The organism is Salinimicrobium gaetbulicola (genome assembly GCF_042676025.1).
Taxonomy (GTDB): domain Bacteria; phylum Bacteroidota; class Bacteroidia; order Flavobacteriales; family Flavobacteriaceae; genus Salinimicrobium; species Salinimicrobium gaetbulicola.
Genome location: NZ_JBHTJP010000032.1, coordinates 1343791 through 1364292, shown reverse-complemented (window position 1 = coordinate 1364292; position 20502 = coordinate 1343791). Strand labels below are relative to the sequence as shown.

Annotated in this window: 17 protein-coding genes; all 17 read left to right on the top strand. The window is 42.5% G+C overall.

The features are described from left to right. The first annotated feature begins 4 nt into the window (after positions 1-4). Positions 5-7144: a T9SS outer membrane translocon Sov/SprA gene (sov, locus tag ACFQ1G_RS07680; protein ID WP_380738194.1), complete on the top strand. Its 7140-nt coding sequence runs from the start codon at positions 5-7 to the stop codon at positions 7142-7144. A 60-nt stretch (positions 7145-7204) separates the two neighbouring features. Next, a complete protein-coding gene (gene gcvH, locus ACFQ1G_RS07675) occupies positions 7205-7585 on the top strand; it encodes a glycine cleavage system protein GcvH (protein ID WP_380738192.1) in 381 nt (126 codons plus the stop codon). Further along, positions 7575-7988: a VanZ family protein gene (locus tag ACFQ1G_RS07670; protein WP_380738190.1), complete on the top strand. Its 414-nt coding sequence runs from the start codon at positions 7575-7577 to the stop codon at positions 7986-7988. The genes gcvH and ACFQ1G_RS07670 overlap by 11 nt, the downstream gene beginning before the upstream one ends. Positions 7989-8021: 33 nt before the next feature. Then, positions 8022-8747, top strand: coding sequence for an energy transducer TonB (locus tag ACFQ1G_RS07665; protein WP_380738188.1), 726 nt, complete (start codon positions 8022-8024; stop codon positions 8745-8747). A 247-nt stretch (positions 8748-8994) separates the two neighbouring features. Further along, the gene (locus ACFQ1G_RS07660; protein ID WP_380738186.1) at positions 8995-9714 is read left to right on the top strand and encodes an energy transducer TonB; all 720 of its coding nucleotides are present in this window, start codon (positions 8995-8997) and stop codon (positions 9712-9714) included. Positions 9715-9864: 150 nt separating this feature from the next. Continuing rightward, positions 9865-11961 (top strand): gliding motility protein RemB, encoded by a 2097-nt coding sequence (locus ACFQ1G_RS07655; protein ID WP_380738184.1) that lies wholly within the window; start codon positions 9865-9867, stop codon positions 11959-11961. A gap of 119 nt (positions 11962-12080) precedes the next feature. Then, positions 12081-12983, top strand: coding sequence for a heme o synthase (cyoE, locus tag ACFQ1G_RS07650; protein WP_380738182.1), 903 nt, complete (start codon positions 12081-12083; stop codon positions 12981-12983). Continuing rightward, positions 12974-13555, top strand: coding sequence for a cytochrome c oxidase subunit 3 (locus ACFQ1G_RS07645; RefSeq protein WP_380738180.1), 582 nt, complete (start codon positions 12974-12976; stop codon positions 13553-13555). Before cyoE ends, ACFQ1G_RS07645 begins: the two co-directional genes overlap by 10 nt. A gap of 46 nt (positions 13556-13601) precedes the next feature. After that, the gene (locus ACFQ1G_RS07640) at positions 13602-14582 is read left to right on the top strand and encodes a cytochrome c oxidase subunit 3 (RefSeq protein ID WP_380738178.1); all 981 of its coding nucleotides are present in this window, start codon (positions 13602-13604) and stop codon (positions 14580-14582) included. Positions 14583-14600: 18 nt separating this feature from the next. Continuing rightward, a complete protein-coding gene (locus tag ACFQ1G_RS07635; RefSeq protein ID WP_380738176.1) occupies positions 14601-14960 on the top strand; it encodes a cytochrome C oxidase subunit IV family protein in 360 nt (119 codons plus the stop codon). Positions 14961-15034: 74 nt separating this feature from the next. Further along, a complete protein-coding gene (locus ACFQ1G_RS07630) occupies positions 15035-15679 on the top strand; it encodes a hypothetical protein (protein ID WP_380738174.1) in 645 nt (214 codons plus the stop codon). After that, the gene (locus ACFQ1G_RS07625) at positions 15676-16422 is read left to right on the top strand and encodes an SCO family protein (protein WP_380738172.1); all 747 of its coding nucleotides are present in this window, start codon (positions 15676-15678) and stop codon (positions 16420-16422) included. The genes ACFQ1G_RS07630 and ACFQ1G_RS07625 overlap by 4 nt, the downstream gene beginning before the upstream one ends. Continuing rightward, a complete protein-coding gene (locus ACFQ1G_RS07620) occupies positions 16406-16939 on the top strand; it encodes a DUF420 domain-containing protein (RefSeq protein WP_380738170.1) in 534 nt (177 codons plus the stop codon). The genes ACFQ1G_RS07625 and ACFQ1G_RS07620 overlap by 17 nt, the downstream gene beginning before the upstream one ends. 8 nt (positions 16940-16947) lie before the next feature. Next, the gene (locus tag ACFQ1G_RS07615) at positions 16948-17190 is read left to right on the top strand and encodes a hypothetical protein (RefSeq protein WP_380738168.1); all 243 of its coding nucleotides are present in this window, start codon (positions 16948-16950) and stop codon (positions 17188-17190) included. Positions 17191-17292: 102 nt separating this feature from the next. Then, positions 17293-17994, top strand: coding sequence for an ABC transporter ATP-binding protein (locus ACFQ1G_RS07610; protein WP_380738166.1), 702 nt, complete (start codon positions 17293-17295; stop codon positions 17992-17994). Next, the gene (locus ACFQ1G_RS07605) at positions 17987-19231 is read left to right on the top strand and encodes an ABC transporter permease (protein ID WP_380738163.1); all 1245 of its coding nucleotides are present in this window, start codon (positions 17987-17989) and stop codon (positions 19229-19231) included. Before ACFQ1G_RS07610 ends, ACFQ1G_RS07605 begins: the two co-directional genes overlap by 8 nt. Position 19232: 1 nt before the next feature. Beyond that, entirely contained in the window at positions 19233-20498 is a 1266-nt protein-coding gene (locus tag ACFQ1G_RS07600; protein ID WP_380738161.1) for an ABC transporter permease, read from the top strand. Positions 20499-20502 lie beyond the last annotated feature (4 nt).

Below are 20502 nucleotides of genomic sequence, written 5' to 3'. Positions count from 1 at the left end.
TGTCTTGAGGCAGAACTACAATCATCGGTTTTCGCTTTCGTTTGCCATTACGCTGTTGTGCGTGCTGGCATTTCCTTTTGCGGCCTTTTCCCAGGAAACAGAAACTCAGCAGGACACTACCAAAACAGGTTATTCGTTAGGCAGGATCGAACTGCCCAGGCCAAACAGCATTATAGCTTCATATAAATATGATCCTTTGCTGGACCGTTATATTTATACTGAAAGCCTTGGAAATTTTAATATTTCTGCCCCCCTTATTTTAACTCCGGAAGAATTTGAAGAACTCGTGCTTCAGGAAGAGATGAACAATTATTTCCAGCAGAAGATCGATGCGCTTTCCGGAAGAAAGGAAGGGACCGAAGAAGAGCAGAGAGATCTGCTACCTGGATTCTATGTGAATTCAGATTTTTTTCAGAACATTTTTGGAGGCGGGGAGATCGAACTCATTCCGCAGGGTTCGGTAGCTCTCGATCTGGGGATCCTTTATTCGAAAAGGGATAATCCGGCTTTTTCTCCCCGGAACAGGAGAACCTTTACCTTTGACTTTGACCAGCGTATACAATTGAGCTTACTGGGAAATATCGGCGAACGGCTGAAGGTGACCGCCAACTATGACACAGAGTCGACCTTCGATTTCCAGAATCAGCTGAAACTTGAATATACTCCCACTGAAGATGATATAATCCAGAAGATAGAAGTTGGTAATATCAACATGCCGCTAAATTCAGCCTTGATCCAGGGAGCGCAGAGCCTTTTTGGGGTCAAGACCGAATTGCAATTTGGAAAAACCAGGATCACCGGGGTGTTTTCTGAGCAAAAGTCGGAACGTCGAACCGTGAATGTGGAAGGCGGCGCGACGGTACAGGAATTTGATAAGTTCGCCATCGAATACGACGAGAACCGTCACTTCTTTTTGGCGCACTATTTCAGGGATCATTATGATGAAGCTCTCGAAGATTATCCGTTTATAAACTCGAATGTTCAGATAACGCGTGTGCAGGTTTGGGTAACCAACCGAAGTAACAGCGTTCAAAATCTTACCGATGCCAGGAATATTGTGGCGATCCAGGATCTTGGGGAATCCCCTGTCGAAGGTAACATTGGACTCGAAAATCCGCCGGCCGGATTTTTCAATCAGCCTGCAGGCGCTTATGCTGATAACCGCAATAACGACCTCAATCCTTTTGGGATCACCGGTCCTGAAGAATCTGTGCTTACACCTGCCATTAGGGATATCGCCACGGTCCAAAGCGGTTTTGGTGGATTACAGGTGGCCGAAGGTACAGACTATGTGAAACTTGAGAATGCCCGGCAACTTAATAGATCTGAATATCGCCTGAACAGTCAACTGGGGTATATTTCCCTTAACCAGCGCCTGGCAAGTGACGAGATCCTGGCGGTTGCTTTCCAGTATACCGTGGGTGGACAGGTTTACCAGGTTGGTGAATTCGCAAATGACGGGATAGATGCTTCGGGAGGAACAGGAGAAGCTTCCATTTCTCAAAACCTGGTGGTGAAACTATTGAAAAGTACCGTCACAAATGTCAATGAGCCTATCTGGGATCTCATGATGAAGAATATCTATAACCTGGGAACCCTTCAGCTGGAAAGGGAGGATTTCAGGATGAATATTGTGTATACAGATCCTCAGCCGCTTAATTATATTACCGGTGTTGATGGGGTGCCCCTTCCGGAAGATGTCGAAGAAACCACACTTTTGAAAGTCTTCAACCTTGATAATCTTACCATAAACGGGGATCCCATTATAGGAGGGGACGGCTTTTTTGACTTCGTGCCGGGGATCACCATTGACCCTCAAACCGGAAGTATCATTTTTACCTCTGTGGAACCCTTCGGAAAATACCTTTTTGAAAAACTGGATCCCGATCCTAATGCGGGTGGTGAAGATTACGAATTTCCGGAAACCTATAACGCCAACCAGGAAAAATATGTTTTCAGGGCGCTTTATGAAACCACTAAAACACAGGCAGAGCAGGAGCAGGCAGACAAGAATAAGTTCCAGTTAAAAGGAAGGTATAAAACCTCAAATGTAGAAGGAATTCCAATTGGCGCATTTAACGTTCCGCAGGGATCGGTTACCGTTACTGCCGGTGGAAGGGTGCTGCAGGAAGGGGTTGATTATGTAGTGAACTACCAGTTTGGAAGGGTGCAGATCCTTGACGAATCTTTACTGGCGTCCAATATTCCCATTCAGGTGTCTACAGAGAATAATGCTCTTTTTGGTCAGCAGACAAAACGGTTTACGGGAATTAACGTGGAGCACCAGTTCAATGAGAACTTTTTGGTAGGCGGTACCTATCTCAACCTCAATGAGCGGCCGCTGACCCAAAAATCCAATTATAGTTACGAGCCTATCAATAATACCATCCTGGGTCTTAACCTGAATTACTCTACCGAAGTGCCATTTTTGACACGTATGGTAAACAAGCTTCCGAACATAGATACAGATGTGGTTTCGAATTTATCTTTACGTGGAGAAGTGGCCTATTTGGTGCCGGGAGCTCCAAAAGGAAATGAAATTGGTGGTAAGGCTACCACTTATGTAGATGATTTTGAAGCTGCTCAAACTTCCATTTCCATTGACAATCCATTGGGATGGGAGCTTTCAAGTGCGCCACTCGGGTTTGGAGGGGAACTTGGAAATGGTGACCTGGCCACAGGTTACAAAAGGGCAAAACTGGCCTGGTATAGTATAGATCCTATTTTCTATGGCAGCAGTCGCCCGGAAGGGATTTCAGACGCCGATCTTTCCAGCTACGCCACCAGGAGAGTTTTTATAGACGAGATCTTTCCGAATGTTGATATCGTTCAGGGGCAATCCCAGGTATTGTACACCATGGACCTTGCATACTATCCCGATGTAAGAGGTCCGTATAACTATAACCCTGCGGCAGCAGGCGGGAACGATCTTCCTAATCCTGAACAGAATTTTGGAGGGATCACAAGGCCAATAAACTCCACTAATTTTGAGCAAAGCAACGTGGAGTACATTGAATTCTGGTTGATGGACCCTTTCATCTATTCTGAGAATGCCACGAACAACGGAGGGAAACTCGTGTTCAACTTAGGGAATATTTCCGAAGATGTTTTAAAGGACGGTCGGAAGCAATACGAGAACGGGCTGCCTGAAGATGGCGGTACGCTGGGGACCACTCCCACGGCTTTCGGAAAAGTGCCTTCCAACCAATCGCTGATCTATGCTTTCAATACTGAAGGCCAGGCGAGATTAAACCAGGATATTGGTTACGACGGATTACTGGATAGCCAGGAAGCGGTTGAATTTCCTGATTTTGCCGGTTTGCCGGATCCTTCTGCCGATAACTACTCATATTTCCTGAGTGCTTCGGGCGGGATCCTGAACAGGTATCTTGAATACAACGGGATCGAAGGAAACTCTCCTACTGCAGTTACCAATACAGATAGGGGAAATACAACGCTTCCGACGGTTGAAGATATTAACCGTGATAACACCATGAACACGGTTGACAGCTATTTTGAATATGAAGTAGATCTGTTCCCCGGAATGAATATTGACAACAGCCAGTATATTACCGATGTAAAACAATTCAATACGACGTTGGCTAACGGGCAGGAACTTCCGGTTCGCTGGGTGCAGTTCAAAATTCCGATTTTTGAGCCTACTTCTGCCAAAGGAGGAATTGGAGATTTCAGATCCATCCGATTCATGAGAATGTTCCTGACCGAATTTGAAGATCCAACCGTTTTAAGGTTTGGTACTATGGATCTGGTTAGAGGGGATTACAGAAGGTATACCCAAACTCTGGATCCTGATAAATCTGATCCTGCAAATGAAGATACCAGCTTCCAGGTGGCTGCGGTAAGTATTGAAGAGAACGAAAACAGGCAACCTATTCCTTATGTGCTTCCGCCGGGAGTGGAGCGGGAAGAATTGCAGAACAACAATACCAGAATCAGGCAGAACGAGCAGTCTCTTTCTCTTACGGTTTGTGAACTTGAACCGCAGGACGCGCGGGCAGTTTATAAGAATTTCCAGCTGGATATGCGACAGTATAAGAACCTGGAAATGTTCATTCACGCGGAGTCTGTTGTAAACAGACCAGAGTTGAATGAGGGAGAATTGGTTGCATTTATAAGAATTGGAACCGATTTTACGAACAATTTCTACCAGATAGAGGTGCCGCTTAAGCCAACCCAATTTGGGGCTGTAAGTGCAAGCGAGATCTGGCCGGAAGAGAACTTTTTGAAACTGCCGCTGGAATTGCTTCAGGAGATAAAAGCAAAAGTGATAGGGGATCCTACCTATGTTTCTACGGAACTCAATTTCTTTAGTGAGGATGGTACACCGGTCAACGACGGAGATCCTTATGACATGGGGGATTTGCGAATTGGAATCAAAGGGAATCCTAGTTTCGGAAATATCAGAATGCTGATGCTGGGACTCAAAAATGGCCTTCCGGATTCTGATTCGAGAGATCTTTGCGGGGAAGTATGGTTCAATGAATTAAGACTTTCAGACCTTAACAATGAAGGTGGCTGGGCCGCGATCGTCAATATGGATGCCAACATCGCTGATTTTGCAAATGTTTCGGCTACCGGAAGAAGAAGTACGGTAGGTTTTGGCGCCCTTGAACAGGGACCAAACCAAAGAAGCCGTGAAGATCTGCAGCAGTATGATTTTGTGAGCAATGTAAATATGGGGCAATTACTTCCGCAGAAATGGGGAGTGAAGATACCGGTGAGTTATAGTATTGGTGAGGAGTTGATAACTCCCAAATACGATCCCGAATATCTGGATCTTGAATTGGAAACCTTGCTTGATAATGCTGCTACTTCCGAAAGAAAAGAAGAATTGAAGGAACGGGCAGAGGATTATACCAAGAGACAGAGTATAAATGTAATTGGGCTTCGTAAAGAGCGGGTAGGTGAGTCCAAGCCCATGCCGTATGACATTGAGAACTTTACGGTTGCAGCCAGTTATAACCAAATTGATCACCGCGATTTCGAGATCGAGGAAGCTTTTGACCAGAACGTGCGATTGGGCGCTACTTATGATTATACTTTTGCGCCTATCACGATCGAACCTCTAAAAAACGTAAAGGCTTTAGACAGCAGTGCTTATTTCGCTTTACTTAAAGATTTTAATTTTAACCTGTTGCCAACAAATATTTCGGCCGGTTCTACCATTTTCAGGCAGTACAATGAGCAGACTTTCAGGGAGATCAATCTTCCGCCGGGATTCCTGAACGGGATACCAACCCTGTACCAGCGAAATTTCCTTTTTGACTGGCAGTACACTATTAATTACAATTTCACGAAAAGTCTTAGCCTGAACTTCAATTCCTCTACTAACAGGATCGTGCGAAATTATCTGGATGAGGAGAATGTCCCTGACACTACAACCGATATTTGGGAAGGGTTCTTCAATACCGGGATCCCAAATCAGCATTTTCAATCTCTTCAGCTGAATTATGAGCTGCCTTTTTCAAAAGTGCCAGCGCTGGATTTCATAAAAGCTACGTATTCTTATACAGGGAACTTCCAGTGGGAAAGGGGTTCTGAGATCTTCCGGTTTTTAGAAGATATTCCCGATCTTGGAAATAGTGTGCAGAATTCAAATTCTCACAAGATCAATGCGAATCTTGAAATGCAGACGCTGTACGATTATATTGGGCTTAAAAAGAAAACAAAGGAGCAGGCCGGCAAGACAATCGAAGAGAGAAGCCGAAATGTTCCGACCTTGAACTCTAAAAAGGAAGAGGGGGCACAGCAAGAAGAAACTGGGTTGAGTGCCGGGGATAAATCTTATAACACCTTTATAGGTCTGGTGACTGCGATCAAGAAGATCCAGGTGAACTATCAAAAGAACAACGGGATCTATCTTCCGGGGTATACCAATGATATTGGCTTTTTGGGGACCTGGAAACCCACTGTAGGATTTACTTTGGGAAGCCAGGAGGAGATAAGATACCTCGCGGCCAGAAAAGGTTGGCTTACGTTATACCAGGATTTTAACCAGCAGTATACCGAGGTCGAGAACGATCAGTTAGGAATTAACGCGAGTCTTTCTTTCATTCCTGACCTTACGGTTGAACTGAGTGCAGGAAGGATGTATTCGGAAACTTTTTCTGAAAACTACCGGGTCACAAACGGGGAGTATATGCCGCTCACCCCGGTTACCTTCGGAAACTTCAATATTTCAACTATTTTATTAGGGACAGCCTTTAGTGAAAGTACGGCCGAATCTTCAGCGGTATTCCAGGAATTCAGGGAAAATAGATTGACCATTGCTCGCCGTCTGGCAGAAGCAAATGGATTTGATCCTAATAATACCGATGCAGACGGTTACCCGGTAGGATATGGAAAAACCAGTCAGAATGTGTTGCTTCCAGCTTTTCTTGCTGCTTACTCAGGAAGCGATCCAGATAAAATAAAGCTTGATGCCTTCAGGGATTTTCCGCTTCCAAACTGGAATTTGAAATACACCGGACTAATGCGTCTTCCGTGGTTCAAAAAGAACTTTAAACGTTTCTCTGTAAATCACGGCTATAATTCGGGTTATACCATCAACCAGTTTCAGACTAATCTGGATTATGATCCTGAAAATCCTTTGGAGCAGGATCAGGCCGGGAATTATAAAAGTGAAGTGTTGTATTCTAATATAAATTTGACCGAGCAGTTTAGTCCGTTGATTCGTGTAGATCTGGAAATGAATAATTCTGTAAAGATCCTGGCCGATGTTCAAAAAGATCGTGCCCTGTCTTTGAGCTTCGATAACAATCTGCTTACCGAGATCAGTGGAAATCAATATACCTTAGGATTGGGGTATAGGATCAAAGATTTGAAATTCACTACCACGGTGGGGGGTAAACAGCGAATTTTGAGCAGTGACCTTAATTTTAAGGCTGATGTTTCATTCCGTCATAATGAAACCATCATTCGATATTTAGATATTCAGAATAACCAGGTGACAGCCGGGCAGGATATATGGGCGATCAATTTCACAGCAGATTATGCGCTTTCGAAGAACCTGACTGCATTAGTTTATTACGATCATAGTTTTTCGGAATACGCAATTTCTACTGCATTCCCTCAAACCACTATCAGGTCTGGAATTACTTTGCGCTATAACTTCGGAAATTAACAAATGCTGTTTGACGAGAACAATTAAAAAATTAACTTTGCTCTAATAAATAATTAACCAATGAAGATTCCAAAAGATTTAAAGTACACCAATGATCACGAATGGGTGAAAATTGAGGGTGATGTGGCTACAGTTGGTATTACCGATTTTGCTCAGGGTGAATTAGGTGATATTGTATATGTAGAGGTTGAGACAGTTGATGAAACCTTAGCTAGAGAAGAGGTTTTTGGTACTGTTGAAGCAGTGAAAACTGTATCTGATCTTTTCGCACCACTTTCAGGAGAAATCATCGAGTTCAATGAAAGCCTTGAAGATGAGCCTGAAAAGGTGAATACAGATCCTTATGGTGAAGGATGGATGGTGAAAATTAAATTCAGTGATGCGTCTGAACTAGAAGACCTTTTAAGCGCAGAGGAATATACAGAAGTTGTTGAAGGCTAAACTACTGTTTTTTATTCCCGCATTGGTTTATACCCTTGCGATTGTTTACTTGTCTTTGATCAATCTTGCCAATACCGCTGTTCCGGAATTGGGAATTAGTGATAAGGTCATGCACGGAGGAGCTTATTTTGGGCTCGGGCTTTTATGGCTGTTCTTTGTGATCTATAACTATAATGAAAAAGTGCTTTTTCCCAAGATACTGATCGTTTGTAGTGCTGCGATAGTATTTGGCATTTTTATTGAGGTGCTTCAAGACAGGTTAACCAGTTACCGCGAACTCGATTTTTTCGACATTTTAGCGAATAGTATAGGGGTGATTATAGCGGGAATTGCAGTGTGGCTACTAAAGGATTCTCTAATCAGGTTAAAAGCTAAGATTAATTTATTTTTTATTAAAAATTAATTATTTTAGCCAACCTATAATTAAAACGGAATTATGAAACCCAAGAAAAACCCAAAAGCTGATTTGTCCAGGAGAAGTATCCTGTTCTTCCAGATTGGAATGATATTGATGCTGTTTATTACATGGAGGGCAATTGAGTGGAAAACCTACGATAAAGAAGCTATTGATACCGGGATGGTAGATATGGATGCTTTTGAGGAGGAAGATGTGCCAATTACCGAACTTCAAAATACACCACCGCCGCCACCACCGCCACCACCGCCAGCTCCTGAAGTGATCGAGGTTGTGGAAGATGAAGAAGAAGTTGAAGAGACCATTATTGAGTCTACAGAAACCAATCAGGAAGAGATCGTAGAAGTAGAAGAAGTTGAGGTTGTTGAAGAAGAAGAAGAAATTGGGGATGTTCCGTTTGCAGTTATTGAGGATGTGCCAATCTTCCCGGGTTGTGAAAGCAAAAGAAACAACCAGGAGCGTAAAGACTGTATGAGTGAAAAGATCAACGACTTCGTGAACAGAAGATTCGATACAGGTCTAGGTAGTGATCTTGGTCTTACCGGAATCAACAGAATTTATGTTCAGTTTAGAATTGAGAAAAATGGTGATGTGACAGTTCTTGGGGCTCGTGCACCGCACCCTCGTTTAAAACAAGAAGCTGAACGTGTTGTGAACATGTTGCCTAAAATGCAACCTGGTAAACAACGTGGAAAAGCGGTTGGGGTACTTTACTCCCTTCCTATTACCTTTAGAGTACAAGACTAAGCGAAGGCTTATCTAAATATGAAACCCGCACATTGTGCGGGTTTTTTTTGTGCTTTTTTTACAATGATTTTGTTTTATGGTTAATAAGATATGGTTTTTTTAATGTAAATATTAAAAATTTATTTAAATGTTAGATTTTAGGCATACTTGTTGGTTTTTGATTAGTAACCTTCCTGTTTTTGATTTTATGCCGTAACCAGCAGGGGTTTCCAAACTGTGAATAAGATTAACTTTTAAATACTTAATTATGGAAACCAAGAAAAACAAGAGTGCCGATGTTTCAAGGAAAAGTATCCTCTATTTTCAAATAGGGTTGATCCTCGTCCTGTTTTTTGTCTGGCAGGCCCTGGAATGGAAGGCCTATAATCAAGAGCCAGGTGTGGATGATATTAATGATCCTGATCCTTTTACTGAAATAGATATCCCTATAACTGTTTTGAAAGAACCGAAGTTACCTGAAATTCCGAAAGAAGTGGTTGAAGCACCTGAAGTGATAGATAACGATGAGCCCGTAAAGGAAACTCTTATAGCCTCTACCGAATCATGGGAAGGGAAGGAAGTTCCTGTTGAAGATATCGTTGTGGTTGATCCTGAAGAGCCGGTTGACGATTATTCTATAATGGCAGTAGAAGAAGTTCCTGTATTTCCAGGTTGTGAAAATCTCAGCTCTAATAATGAACGAATGAAATGCATGAGCGGGAAAATTCAGAAGATCGTAGGGCGAAAGTTTGATATTTCTTTGGGTTCGGAATTAGGTCTTTCCGGGGTTCATAAGATCTATGTGAATTTTAAAATTCAGCCCGATGGAACAGTGAAGGTTCTGGGGGCAAGAGGTCCTCATCCGCTTTTAGAGGAAGAAGCCATTCGCGTGGTCAGGACATTGCCCGAAATGCAACCCGGCAAGCAGCAGGGAAGACCGGTTGGCGTCTTGTATATGTTGCCGATAACATTTAGAATTCAGAATTAAATTTTTTACATAAACAGGATGCCCGCTTTTTATAGCGGGTATTCTGGTTTTAAAAGGTTTGTTTAAAGAAGGATTTTTCCGCAGAAAGTAAGAACTTTCTTAAAAATTGGTATCTTTCCCACACCTAATTCAACCTGCATCCTTCAAGTTATGAAGAAGTTCCATCTGCTACTATTTTTACTTTTTTCATTTGTTTCTAATTCTCAAACCTTTGTGGGTGACCATGAAAGATTTCCGGTTTTTGAGGAGTGTCAGAGAATAGACTTTGATCGGGAAGAATCGTGCTTTATAAATACATTTAAGAAGAAAGTGATTCAGGAATTTCAGGTTCCCGAGGTAGTGTTGCAGGATAAGTTCAAGGGCGAATTGGTGGTGCTTTTTGAAGTGGATCGCGAAGGGAATTTTGGGGTGATCTATGTAGATGCGCCTTATCAGGAATTGAAAGAAGAGGTGAAAAGGGTTTTTACGACCCTGCCAAAGATCGATCCTGCTACTTACAATAGCAGGGCTATCAATATGCATTTCAGGATGCCGCTTAGGGTTCCTTTAGATCAAAATAGTTGGGAGGAAGTGACCGTAGAGAGGCTGGAGAGTTCAGATAAACCCTCTCTTCAAAAGGCGGTAAATGAATATGATTCTATAAAGACTTTGCAAATTACCAATAGAAGGGCTTCCAGTGAGATCAACATTCCTTTATCTCATGAATTATACAGCAGATTCGATGATGAGGTGAACCGGGTAGGAACCAATTTCCATTCGGCTTCAAAACCTTTCGTTTATAGCGAGGTGCAGCCGTATTATGACTTTGAGGCAGAAAATGAAAAGCTTTTCAAGCAAACCGATTCCTGGTTGGGTAGAAAATTATGGAATGAGCACCTCTTCAGGTTTCAGGGGGAGGATTACTGGTTTACAGTCGATTTTGGACTGGATGTACAGGTGGGAAAAGATTTCGAAAGTGACCTCGATGTAACTTATAATAATACCCGTGCAGCCATTTTTCAGGGTGGGCTGGGAGAAAAATTCAATTTCTATTCGGTAGTATATGAAAACCAGGGAAGGTTTGCCGATTATTACAATCGCTATGCGGAATCTATTAAGCCGGGTACCGAAGGTGCTGCGATCATTCCGGGGAGAGGGATCGCGAAAGGTTTTATGGGTCAGGCATATGATTATCCGGTTGCCGAAGGATATTTGTCATTCAGTCCAAGCAAGTTTTTTAATCTTCAGTTCGGTCACGGTAAGAACTTTATTGGGGATGGCTATCGTTCGTTGCTTTTAAGCGATAATGCCTCGCCTTATCCTTTCTTTAAGTTGAACACTACTTTCTGGAAGATAAAATACACGAATACCTGGATGTCGCTAAGAGATGTAAGACCTGAGGTTACCGGGGAAGACTCGTATCGCACCAAGTTCATGGCCAATCATTATTTGAGTTACAATGTTACCAAGCGACTGAATATTGGCTTTTTCGAATCGGTAATGTGGGAAAATGACAACAATCGCGGTTTTGATCTTAATTATCTTAATCCTATCATTTTTTACCGTGCCATCGAATTCTCTACCGGGGCGCAGGCCGGGAATGCAATTATAGGGCTAACCGGAAAATTCAAATGGAGTGACCAATTCCTTACTTACGGGCAATGGCTTATCGACGAATTTTCTTCAGTAGACGTTTTCGGAGGTGAAGGCAGCTGGAAGAACAAGCACGGTTTCCAGGTGGGAGCTAAATATTTCAATGCCTTCAATGTTCCTGAACTTTATTTGCAGCTTGAATACAATCAGGTGCGGCCTTATACCTATTCTCATAATACCATTACCCTTAATTACGGGCATACAAACCAGTCAATGGCTCATTTTTGGGGAGCGAATTTCAAGGAAGTGGTAGGGATCGCCCGCTACAAGAAAGGTCGTATGTACGGAAGCTTTAAAGGGATCTACGGGAAAAGAGGGTTTGATTATAATACGCCGGGAGACATGGCGAATTACGGCGGAAATATATACAGGGTAGAGGAAGATCGTCCTTTTGAATCAGCTGAAATAGGTCAGGGTAATACCGTGAACTCATTTTTCGCTGAAACCGAGTTAGGGTATATCGTAAATCCTGTCACCAATCTTAAATTCTTCGGAAGTTTTATTTATCGCAATTTCGATGCTAAGACCAATACTCCCGCTGTTTTTGATAACAGTACTTATTGGCTGAACATAGGTCTTCGAACCGATATCTTTAACTGGTACTATGACTACTAGGTGTTTAAATATCTGATTTTCAGTATTCGGATTTTTCTGTCTTAAAAAATTAACGTTTCCATCTCCTTGTGAAAAAGAGATTTAGAAGTATCTTTGCGCCAATTAAAAAAATACCCTTTTTGGAGAATACCCGTGTACATACTTCTTCTGTTTCTCTAATTTCAGACCTAAAAGAGATCACGAAGGTGAGACTTGCTGTTAGTGTGGTCTTTTCCTCGGTGGCAGGTTACTTTTTAGGAGCAGAATCAATTGATCTTTTGACGGTAATAATGCTGGCAATAGGTGGTTATTGTTTGGTGGGCGCCTCAAACGCTTACAATCAGATAATTGAAAAGGACCTGGATCTTTTGATGGACAGGACCCGCAACAGGCCTGTTCCTTCCGGAAGAATGTCTGTAAATACTGCTTTTTTCATCGCCAGTTTCCTAACCATACTCGGATTGGTGATCCTGTATATGATCAACCCCAGAACAGCTATGTTTGGAGCGATCAGTATCTTTATATATGTGAGTGTGTATACTCCTTTAAAGACAAAGACTCCGCTTTCGGTTTTTGTAGGGGCTATCCCGGGAGCCATCCCTTTTATGTTGGGATGGGTTGCGGCAACGGGTAACTTCGGAATAGAGCCGGGGACACTTTTTATGATACAGTTCTTCTGGCAATTCCCGCATTTCTGGGCACTTGGATGGTGGTTGTATGATGATTACGCCAAAGGAGGATTTTTCATGCTTCCAACCGGGAAGAAAGATAAAGGCACCGCGATTCAGATAGTGCTGTACACGGTTTGGACGCTTCTGGTGTCACTTATTCCTGTCTTCGGAGTTACTGGTAAATTGTTTATCACGCCATATTCTGCAGTGATCGTACTGGCACTGGGCTTAGGAATGTTGTATTACGCGATTAAGCTGTATCGTGACAGGGATGCAAAAGCCGCCAAAAAGTTAATGCTTGCAAGTGTGTCTTATATCACCTTGCTTCAAATAATATATGTTTTAGATAAATTAATTCGTACATGGATTTAACACAAGGAACACACGAACACAAAGCCGGTCGCGCCAAGAAAATGATGCTGTGGTTTGGGATTATTAGTATGGCTATGATGTTTGCCGGGCTTACAAGTGCTTACGTGGTTAGTAAGAACAGACCGGATTGGATCTCAGATCTTCAACTTCCAAACGCATTTTACTGGAGTACTTTGGTTATCCTTTTTAGCAGTATTACCATTTTTCTTGCTGAAAAAGCTGTCAAGAAAGGAAATCGCAAGAATGCAACTATTCTTTTGTGGGCAACCCTTGCGTTGGCTGTAGGATTTATTTACCTGCAATTTGAAAGTTTTAGCGCTCTTATTGCTGATGGATATTACTTTACCGGAAGTGAAAGTACGGTGACCACTTCCTTCATTTATGTGGTGGTGCTGGCGCATTTAGCACACCTTGCTGGAGGTATTGTGGTCCTTTTTGTCCTAATTTATAACCATTTTAAACAGCGTTATCAAATAGGGCAAACTCTTGGCTTAGAACTGGGTGCAACTTACTGGCACTTTGTTGATGCCCTATGGATTTACCTGTTTTTGTTTTTATATTTCTTTAGATAATAAAAAACCGTATTTTTGCGGAATACTTAAATTTCAAATTCTTTCTATGGAAGCTACTGTTACTAGAACAGGTACTGAAGGAAAAACCTGGGGCGGTGGAAATGATCCCTTAAAGGTGAGTTATGGTAAAATGATGATGTGGTTCTTCATATTGTCAGATGCTCTTACCTTTTCTGGCTTTTTGGCGTCTTATGGTTTTGCGAGATACAAATTTTCAAATTCTTGGCCAATTGCAGATGAGGTGTTCAATCACTTCCCGTTCATGCATGGAGTAGATGCTCCCATGTATTATGTGGCCTTAATGACCTTTATCCTTATCTTTTCTTCTGTAACGATGGTATTGGCAGTAGATGCCGGCCACCAGATGAAAAAGGCTAAAGTGACCTTCTACATGTTGCTTACCATCATTGGTGGTTTGATCTTCCTTGGGTCTCAGGCCTGGGAGTGGAAAAACTTCATCAAAGGAACTTACGGTGCTATTCAAACTGAAGGGGGTAACATTCTTCAGGTTGTAAATAAAGAAGGTGAGAGAGTGGCGATCGCTGATTTCGTTACTGCTATGCCAAGAGAAAGAGTGCTTCACGAAAGATCTAACGGACTGTGGTTTGTGGATGAACCTGGAGTTGCAAAGTACCAGGTGAGTGATATACTTGCAGGATTTGAAGCAAATCCAAACTTGCTTGTTAGAACTCAGGAGCTTACTGCAACCGGTGAAAAAGTAGTATTGACCCGTCAGGAGTCAATGGCGAAACTTCAAAATGAGGCCGTGGGTGTTATTGAAGGAGCTAACCTTCACCACAATGAGTACGGTAACCCTCTTTTTGCTGATTTCTTCTTCTTTATAACTGGTTTCCACGGATTCCACGTATTTACAGGGGTGATGATCAACATAATTATCTTCTTTAATGTTCTGTTAGGGACTTATGAGAGAAGAGGAAGTTATGAGATGGTTGAAAAAGTTGGGTTATACTGGCACTTTGTTGATTTGGTGTGGGTATTTGTATTCACATTCTTCTATTTAGTATAATAAAGAGTTTTAAAAGACATGGCACACGATACACACTTACACAAGTCAAATACAAAAAGGATCTGGACTGTTTTTATCATCCTTTCCATTGTAACTTTAGTAGAAGTTATTTTAGGTATTATTAAACCGGCCTTCCTTACAGATACATATTTTATCAGCCTTAAATTGCTGAACTGGATATTCATTATTCTTACCGTTTATAAAGCATATTACATTACCTGGGCTTTCATGCATATGGAAGGCGAGACCAAGGGTCTTAGAAGGTCTGTAGTATGGACTGCGATCTTCCTGGTCGTTTATCTTGTGTTCATCCTTCTTACTGAAGGAGATTATGTTCATGAGGTGATGAACAGAGGACATGTCGCCTGGGACTTTTAAACGTTAAATGATATTTGAAAGGCGGTTTTAAGACCGCCTTTTTTTATTTTTGTGCTCTATTTATTTACGGAGAAATGAAGAAATTCTTTGTCATTATTGTCCTTTTTGCCCTCCCGCTGGTTGCTTATCTTTTCTTTGCGTCTGGGGTCAATAATTTTGCCAGGCTTCCTATTCTGGATGCCGAAGTCGCTTCTCTTGACGGATTCCGTTCTCTTGACGGAAACACGCCTGCCTTTGAAGGTAATATCACTATTCTAAGTTTCCCCGGAAAGGATCCGGTAGATTACGAGACTAACGCCTACCATTTGGTGGAAAAGATATATGAGCCTTATTCAGAGTTCAAGGATTTCTATTTTATCTCGGTTGTTCCGGAAGGAAATGAAAAAGAAATTGAAGTTCTTAAACAAGAACTTTCTACCATTGCAGACCTCAAAAAGTGGAAATTCGTAACTGCTTCCGAAGAGGAGATCAAAACCTTATTTTCCAGCCTTGATTCAAACCTAGAACTGGATTCAGATCTTTCAACCCCTCATGTTTTTATAATAGATAAAGATGCGAAATTAAGAGGGAGGCAGGATGATGAAGGTGCCGGTAAACTATTTGGGTATGATACGGGGTCTATTGCCGTCCTGAATAACAAGATGAATGACGATGTAAAAGTGATCCTGGCAGAGTACCGCCTGGAGCTTAAAAAATATAACCAGAGTAGAAAGAAATGAAGAATTACTCATACATAGGAATTTCATTAGTGATCCTGGTGTTCGGAATTATTGTGATCCCTGAGATCATTGACCGGATAGAAGGGGAGGCAGTGGTTAAATCAAATCGCTCTGACACAAAAGAGGAAAGGGAAGCCTCTAAAAAGGAATTGGCCTACGTGATCATGAACGGGGAAAAGAAAAGGATCCCTGACTTCAGCTTTGTGAATCAGGATGGTGATACGATCACCCAGGAAGATTATAAAGGAAAGGTTTTTGTGGCTGAATTCTTTTTTACCACCTGTCCTACCATTTGCCCTATCATGAATAAGAACCTGGTAGGTGTTCAGGAAAAGTTTAAGAACAATGAAGATTTTGGGATCGCTTCTTTTAGTATTGATCCAACTCATGATACACCTCAGGTCCTTAAACAATATGCAGAAGTGCACGGTATTGATCATCAAAACTGGCATCTTTTAACGGGAGATCGCGAGGAAATTTACGATCTTGCCAATTCCGGTTTTAATATTTATGCCGGGGAAGATCCTGAAGCAGAAGGAGGTTTCGCTCATTCCGGGTATTTCGCTCTAATAGATCAGGAAGGATTTATTCGTTCCAGGGAAGATAAATTCGGTAACCCGATCATTTATTACAGGGGTTCCGTAGAAAGAGGAAAGCAAGTAGGAGTTGGGGAAGAGGAGCCTCAAATTGATATTTTAGAACAGGATATAATCAATCTTTTGAAAAATGGAGCTAAAGACTAGCGATCGAGTAGTAGTACCCACTATTATTGGAATTTCAGTATTAGTGCCGGCTTTGGTATTGGTCTTAATGTACCTGCCGGAGCGGTATGACTTCATGGGGTTGGAATTGGGAAGTTTTCCATTTTTTCATGCTGTTCTTAATTTTTGTACCGCCATTTTACTAATTGCGGGATTTTATGCCATGAAGGCTGGTGCTATTAAATTGCACAGAAATTTCATGATCACCGCTTTTTTTCTTTCTGCGGTGTTCCTGGTGAGTTACGTGATCTCCAAGATCAGTAATGATCCGGTTCCTTATGGTGGGGAAGGAGTACTTAGATATGTTTACTTTTTCGTGTTGATCACTCATATTATACTTTCGGCTATCATTGTTCCCCTGGTGTTGTTCACCATGTACAGAGGCCTGACCGGTGAAGTTGAGAAACATAGAAAAATTGCGAGATATACTTTTCCTGTGTGGCTCTATGTTGCTTTTACGGGAGTTTTGGTGTATATTTTCATGGCGCCTTATTATTAATTACAGTTATGAAGTACAGGATCTTATTCACGATAATAGCTTTGGTTGTAGTGTCTTTTGATGCTACGGCGCAATGTGCCATGTGCCGGGCTGTACTGGAGAGTGAGGCTTCACAATCTGCTGCCGAAGGTATCAACGACGGGATCATGTATCTAATGATCTTTCCTTACCTCCTGATGGGTGGGGTTGCTTACTTCATCTGGCGCTCCAGGAAGAATAGCAAAGCCGGGAAAAATTCCGCGGATCTCTAGATTGCTTGACTTTCTTTTCTTTAAAATAGAAATAATGTAACATTTTGTGATTTGGATAGTCTAATGGGTAAGGTTTGAGCCCAATTTTAGATTTTCCGGATTATGATAGAGATCAAAGATTTACACAAGTCCTATAAAACAGGGAGCACTTCGCTTCATGTGCTTAAAGGGATTAACTTCAATGTAGCCGAAGGAGAACTGGTATCCATTATGGGATCATCGGGCTCAGGGAAATCCACCCTGTTGAATATCCTCGGAATGTTGGATGAAGCCGATGAAGGCTCCTATACTCTTGACGGAGTTCCTATAAAAGATCTGAATGAAACGGTAGCCGCTCGCTACCGAAATAAATTCCTCGGTTTCATTTTTCAGTCCTTTAACTTAATTTCCTATAAAACTGCTCTTGACAATGTTGCGCTCCCGCTATATTATCAAGGGATAAAAAGAAGAGAGCGCATTGACAGGGCCATGAGCTACCTGGAGAAAGTGGGGCTTGCAGACTGGGCCAGCCATCATCCAAATGAACTTTCCGGAGGGCAGAAACAACGTGTGGCTATCGCCCGCGCCCTTGCCAGCGATCCAAAAGTGTTACTTGCAGATGAGCCTACCGGAGCCCTGGATACCAAAACTTCTTATGAGGTGATGGAACTTATTCAGGCCATAAATGAGGAAGGAAGAACCATCCTTGTGGTGACCCATGAGCATGATATTGCCCAAATGACCAAACGCATCGTTAACCTCAAAGACGGTGTGATCATAGATGATACCATAGTAAACCAGGTAAAAGCTGCGCAAAATGTTTGATCTGGAACGTTGGGAGGAGATCTTCGAAACCATTAGTAAGAACAAATTACGTACGTTCCTTACCGGACTCTCTGTGGCGTCCGGGATCTTCATTCTTGTGATCCTGTTGGGGATCGGAGAGGGAATGCGAAATGGTATTTCCCAGGAGTTCGAACAGGACGCGGCCAATATTTTATATATATGGTCGGGAGTGACTTCGGTGGAATATAAAGGGTTAAATCCGGGACGCAGAATTCAAATGAAAAATGAGGACTTCAATTTCACCGCTCAAAAGTATGAGGATGACCTGGAGTTCAAATCTTCCGTCTACCGCATCTGGAATGGAGTGGTGAATTACAAAAAAGAATCAGGCAGTTACAGGGTCGAAGGTGTCTATCCAGATTACCAGTTCCTTGAGAACAGTGATATGATCGCCGGCCGCTTTATCAATTCCAATGACCTTAAACATTATGAAAAGGTCGTGGTTTTAGGTAATAAGGCTAAAATGGATCTTTTTAAGGAGACCGATGCAATTGGAAAATACATACAGATCTCCAACATCAATTTCAAAGTAGTTGGTGTATATACAGATCCAGGGGGAGAGAGGGAAGAATCAAGGGTGTTCTTGCCTATAACGACAGCGCAAAGGGTCTTCAACGGTGTCAACAATATCAATAATATGGCTTTCACCCTTCAGAAGGAGGAGAGTTTTGAAAAAGCATTAGCGGCGTCCAATCAGTTTTCCGCAGAGCTTGAACAATTCCTGAAAGAACAACATACGGTAGCCCCGGAAGACACCCGGGCTATCAACATTAATAACAGCCTTGAAAATGCGAAGCGTTTCTACGACCTGATGGACATGATAAAATTCTTCTTTTGGGGAGTTGGTATTTGTACCATTATCGCGGGAATTGTTGGGGTCAGCAATATCATGCTCATCATCGTTAAGGAGCGAACCCGTGAAATTGGTATTAGAAAAGCCCTGGGTGCAGAGCCACTCTCTATAGTGGTTATGGTTTTACATGAATCAATTTTTGTGACCGCCATTGCCGGCTTTGTGGGATTAATAGGCAGTCTGGCCCTATTAGAGTTCGTAGGCCCCATGATAGAGACTCAATATATCGCGAATCCTTCTGTGAACTTTACGGTTGCGGTAAGTACTGTTTTTATTTTGATCATTGCCGGAGCCATTGCCGGATTCTTTCCTGCCTGGCGGGCAGCAAGGATCAAACCTATTGTAGCACTAAGAGACGAATAAGATGTTCAGCAGAGATAATTGGAACGAAATAATAGAAGCCTTGAGCTCCAACTGGTTCAGGACAACCCTGACGGCTTTTGGCGTGTTATGGGGGATCTTTATCCTGGTGATCCTGTTGGCGGCCGGTAAAGGGCTTGAAAATGGTGTAAAGCAAGGATTTGGCGGGATGGCCACGAACTCCATGTTCATGTGGACCCAGCCCGTCTCAAAACCTTATAAGGGACTACCCAAGGGAAGACGTTACAGTTTTAAGGTAGACGATGTGGCCGCGATCAAAGACGCCGTTCCAGATCTAAGATTTGTTTCTCCCCGTAATCAGCTGGGAGGTTTCGGCGGTACCAATAATGTGATCAGAGGTTTAAATACCGGGGCGTACAACGTGTATGGGGATTATCCCGAAATCATTCAGCAGGAGCCTATGGATATTACCTCCGGAAGGTTCGTCAATTACGCTGATATCAATAATAACCGAAAAGTGGCTGTGATCGGCGAAGCCGTAAAAACTGAAATGTACGAGCCGGGAGAAGAAGTAATTGGATCCTATCTTAAAATAAGCGGGGTGAACTTCATGGTGATCGGGACCTATAAAAAGAAAGGCAATAACAATGGAAACCGGGAGGAAGCTCAAAAACAGATCTTTGTTCCTTTTACGGCTTTTTCACAGGCTTTCAACCGGGGTAAGGATGTGGGATGGATGGCCATCACCGCAAAAGATGGATCCTCTATTACCGAACTCAAAGATCAGATCTTCGATATTGTCAAATCAAGGCATTCCATTCATCCCGAAGATGACAGGGCAGTCGGGAACTTTGACCTGTACCAGGAATTCAGCAAGATAAACGGACTTTTCGTGGCCCTGAAAGGGGTGGCTTATTTCGTAGGAATTCTCGTGTTGCTTTCCGGAATAATCGGGATCAGTAATATCATGTTGATCGTGGTAAAGGAACGCACCAACGAAATTGGAATTCGGCGCGCCTTGGGAGCCACTCCCTGGAGCATTAGGGGGCAAATTCTCACCGAGTCCATCTTCCTGACCATTATTTCAGGAATGGCAGGGATAGTATTTGCCACCGGAGTGATCGCCTTGATAAACTTTATAATGAAAGACATGGATACTTCAGAAATGATGTTTGCCAATCCTAGTGTAGACCTGGGTGTGGTAATGACAGCACTGGGCATTCTAGTGGTTTCAGGATTGCTAGCCGGCTTGATCCCGGCACAAAATGCCATAAAAGTAAAACCCGTAGATGCCCTGCGAACAGAATAGAAAA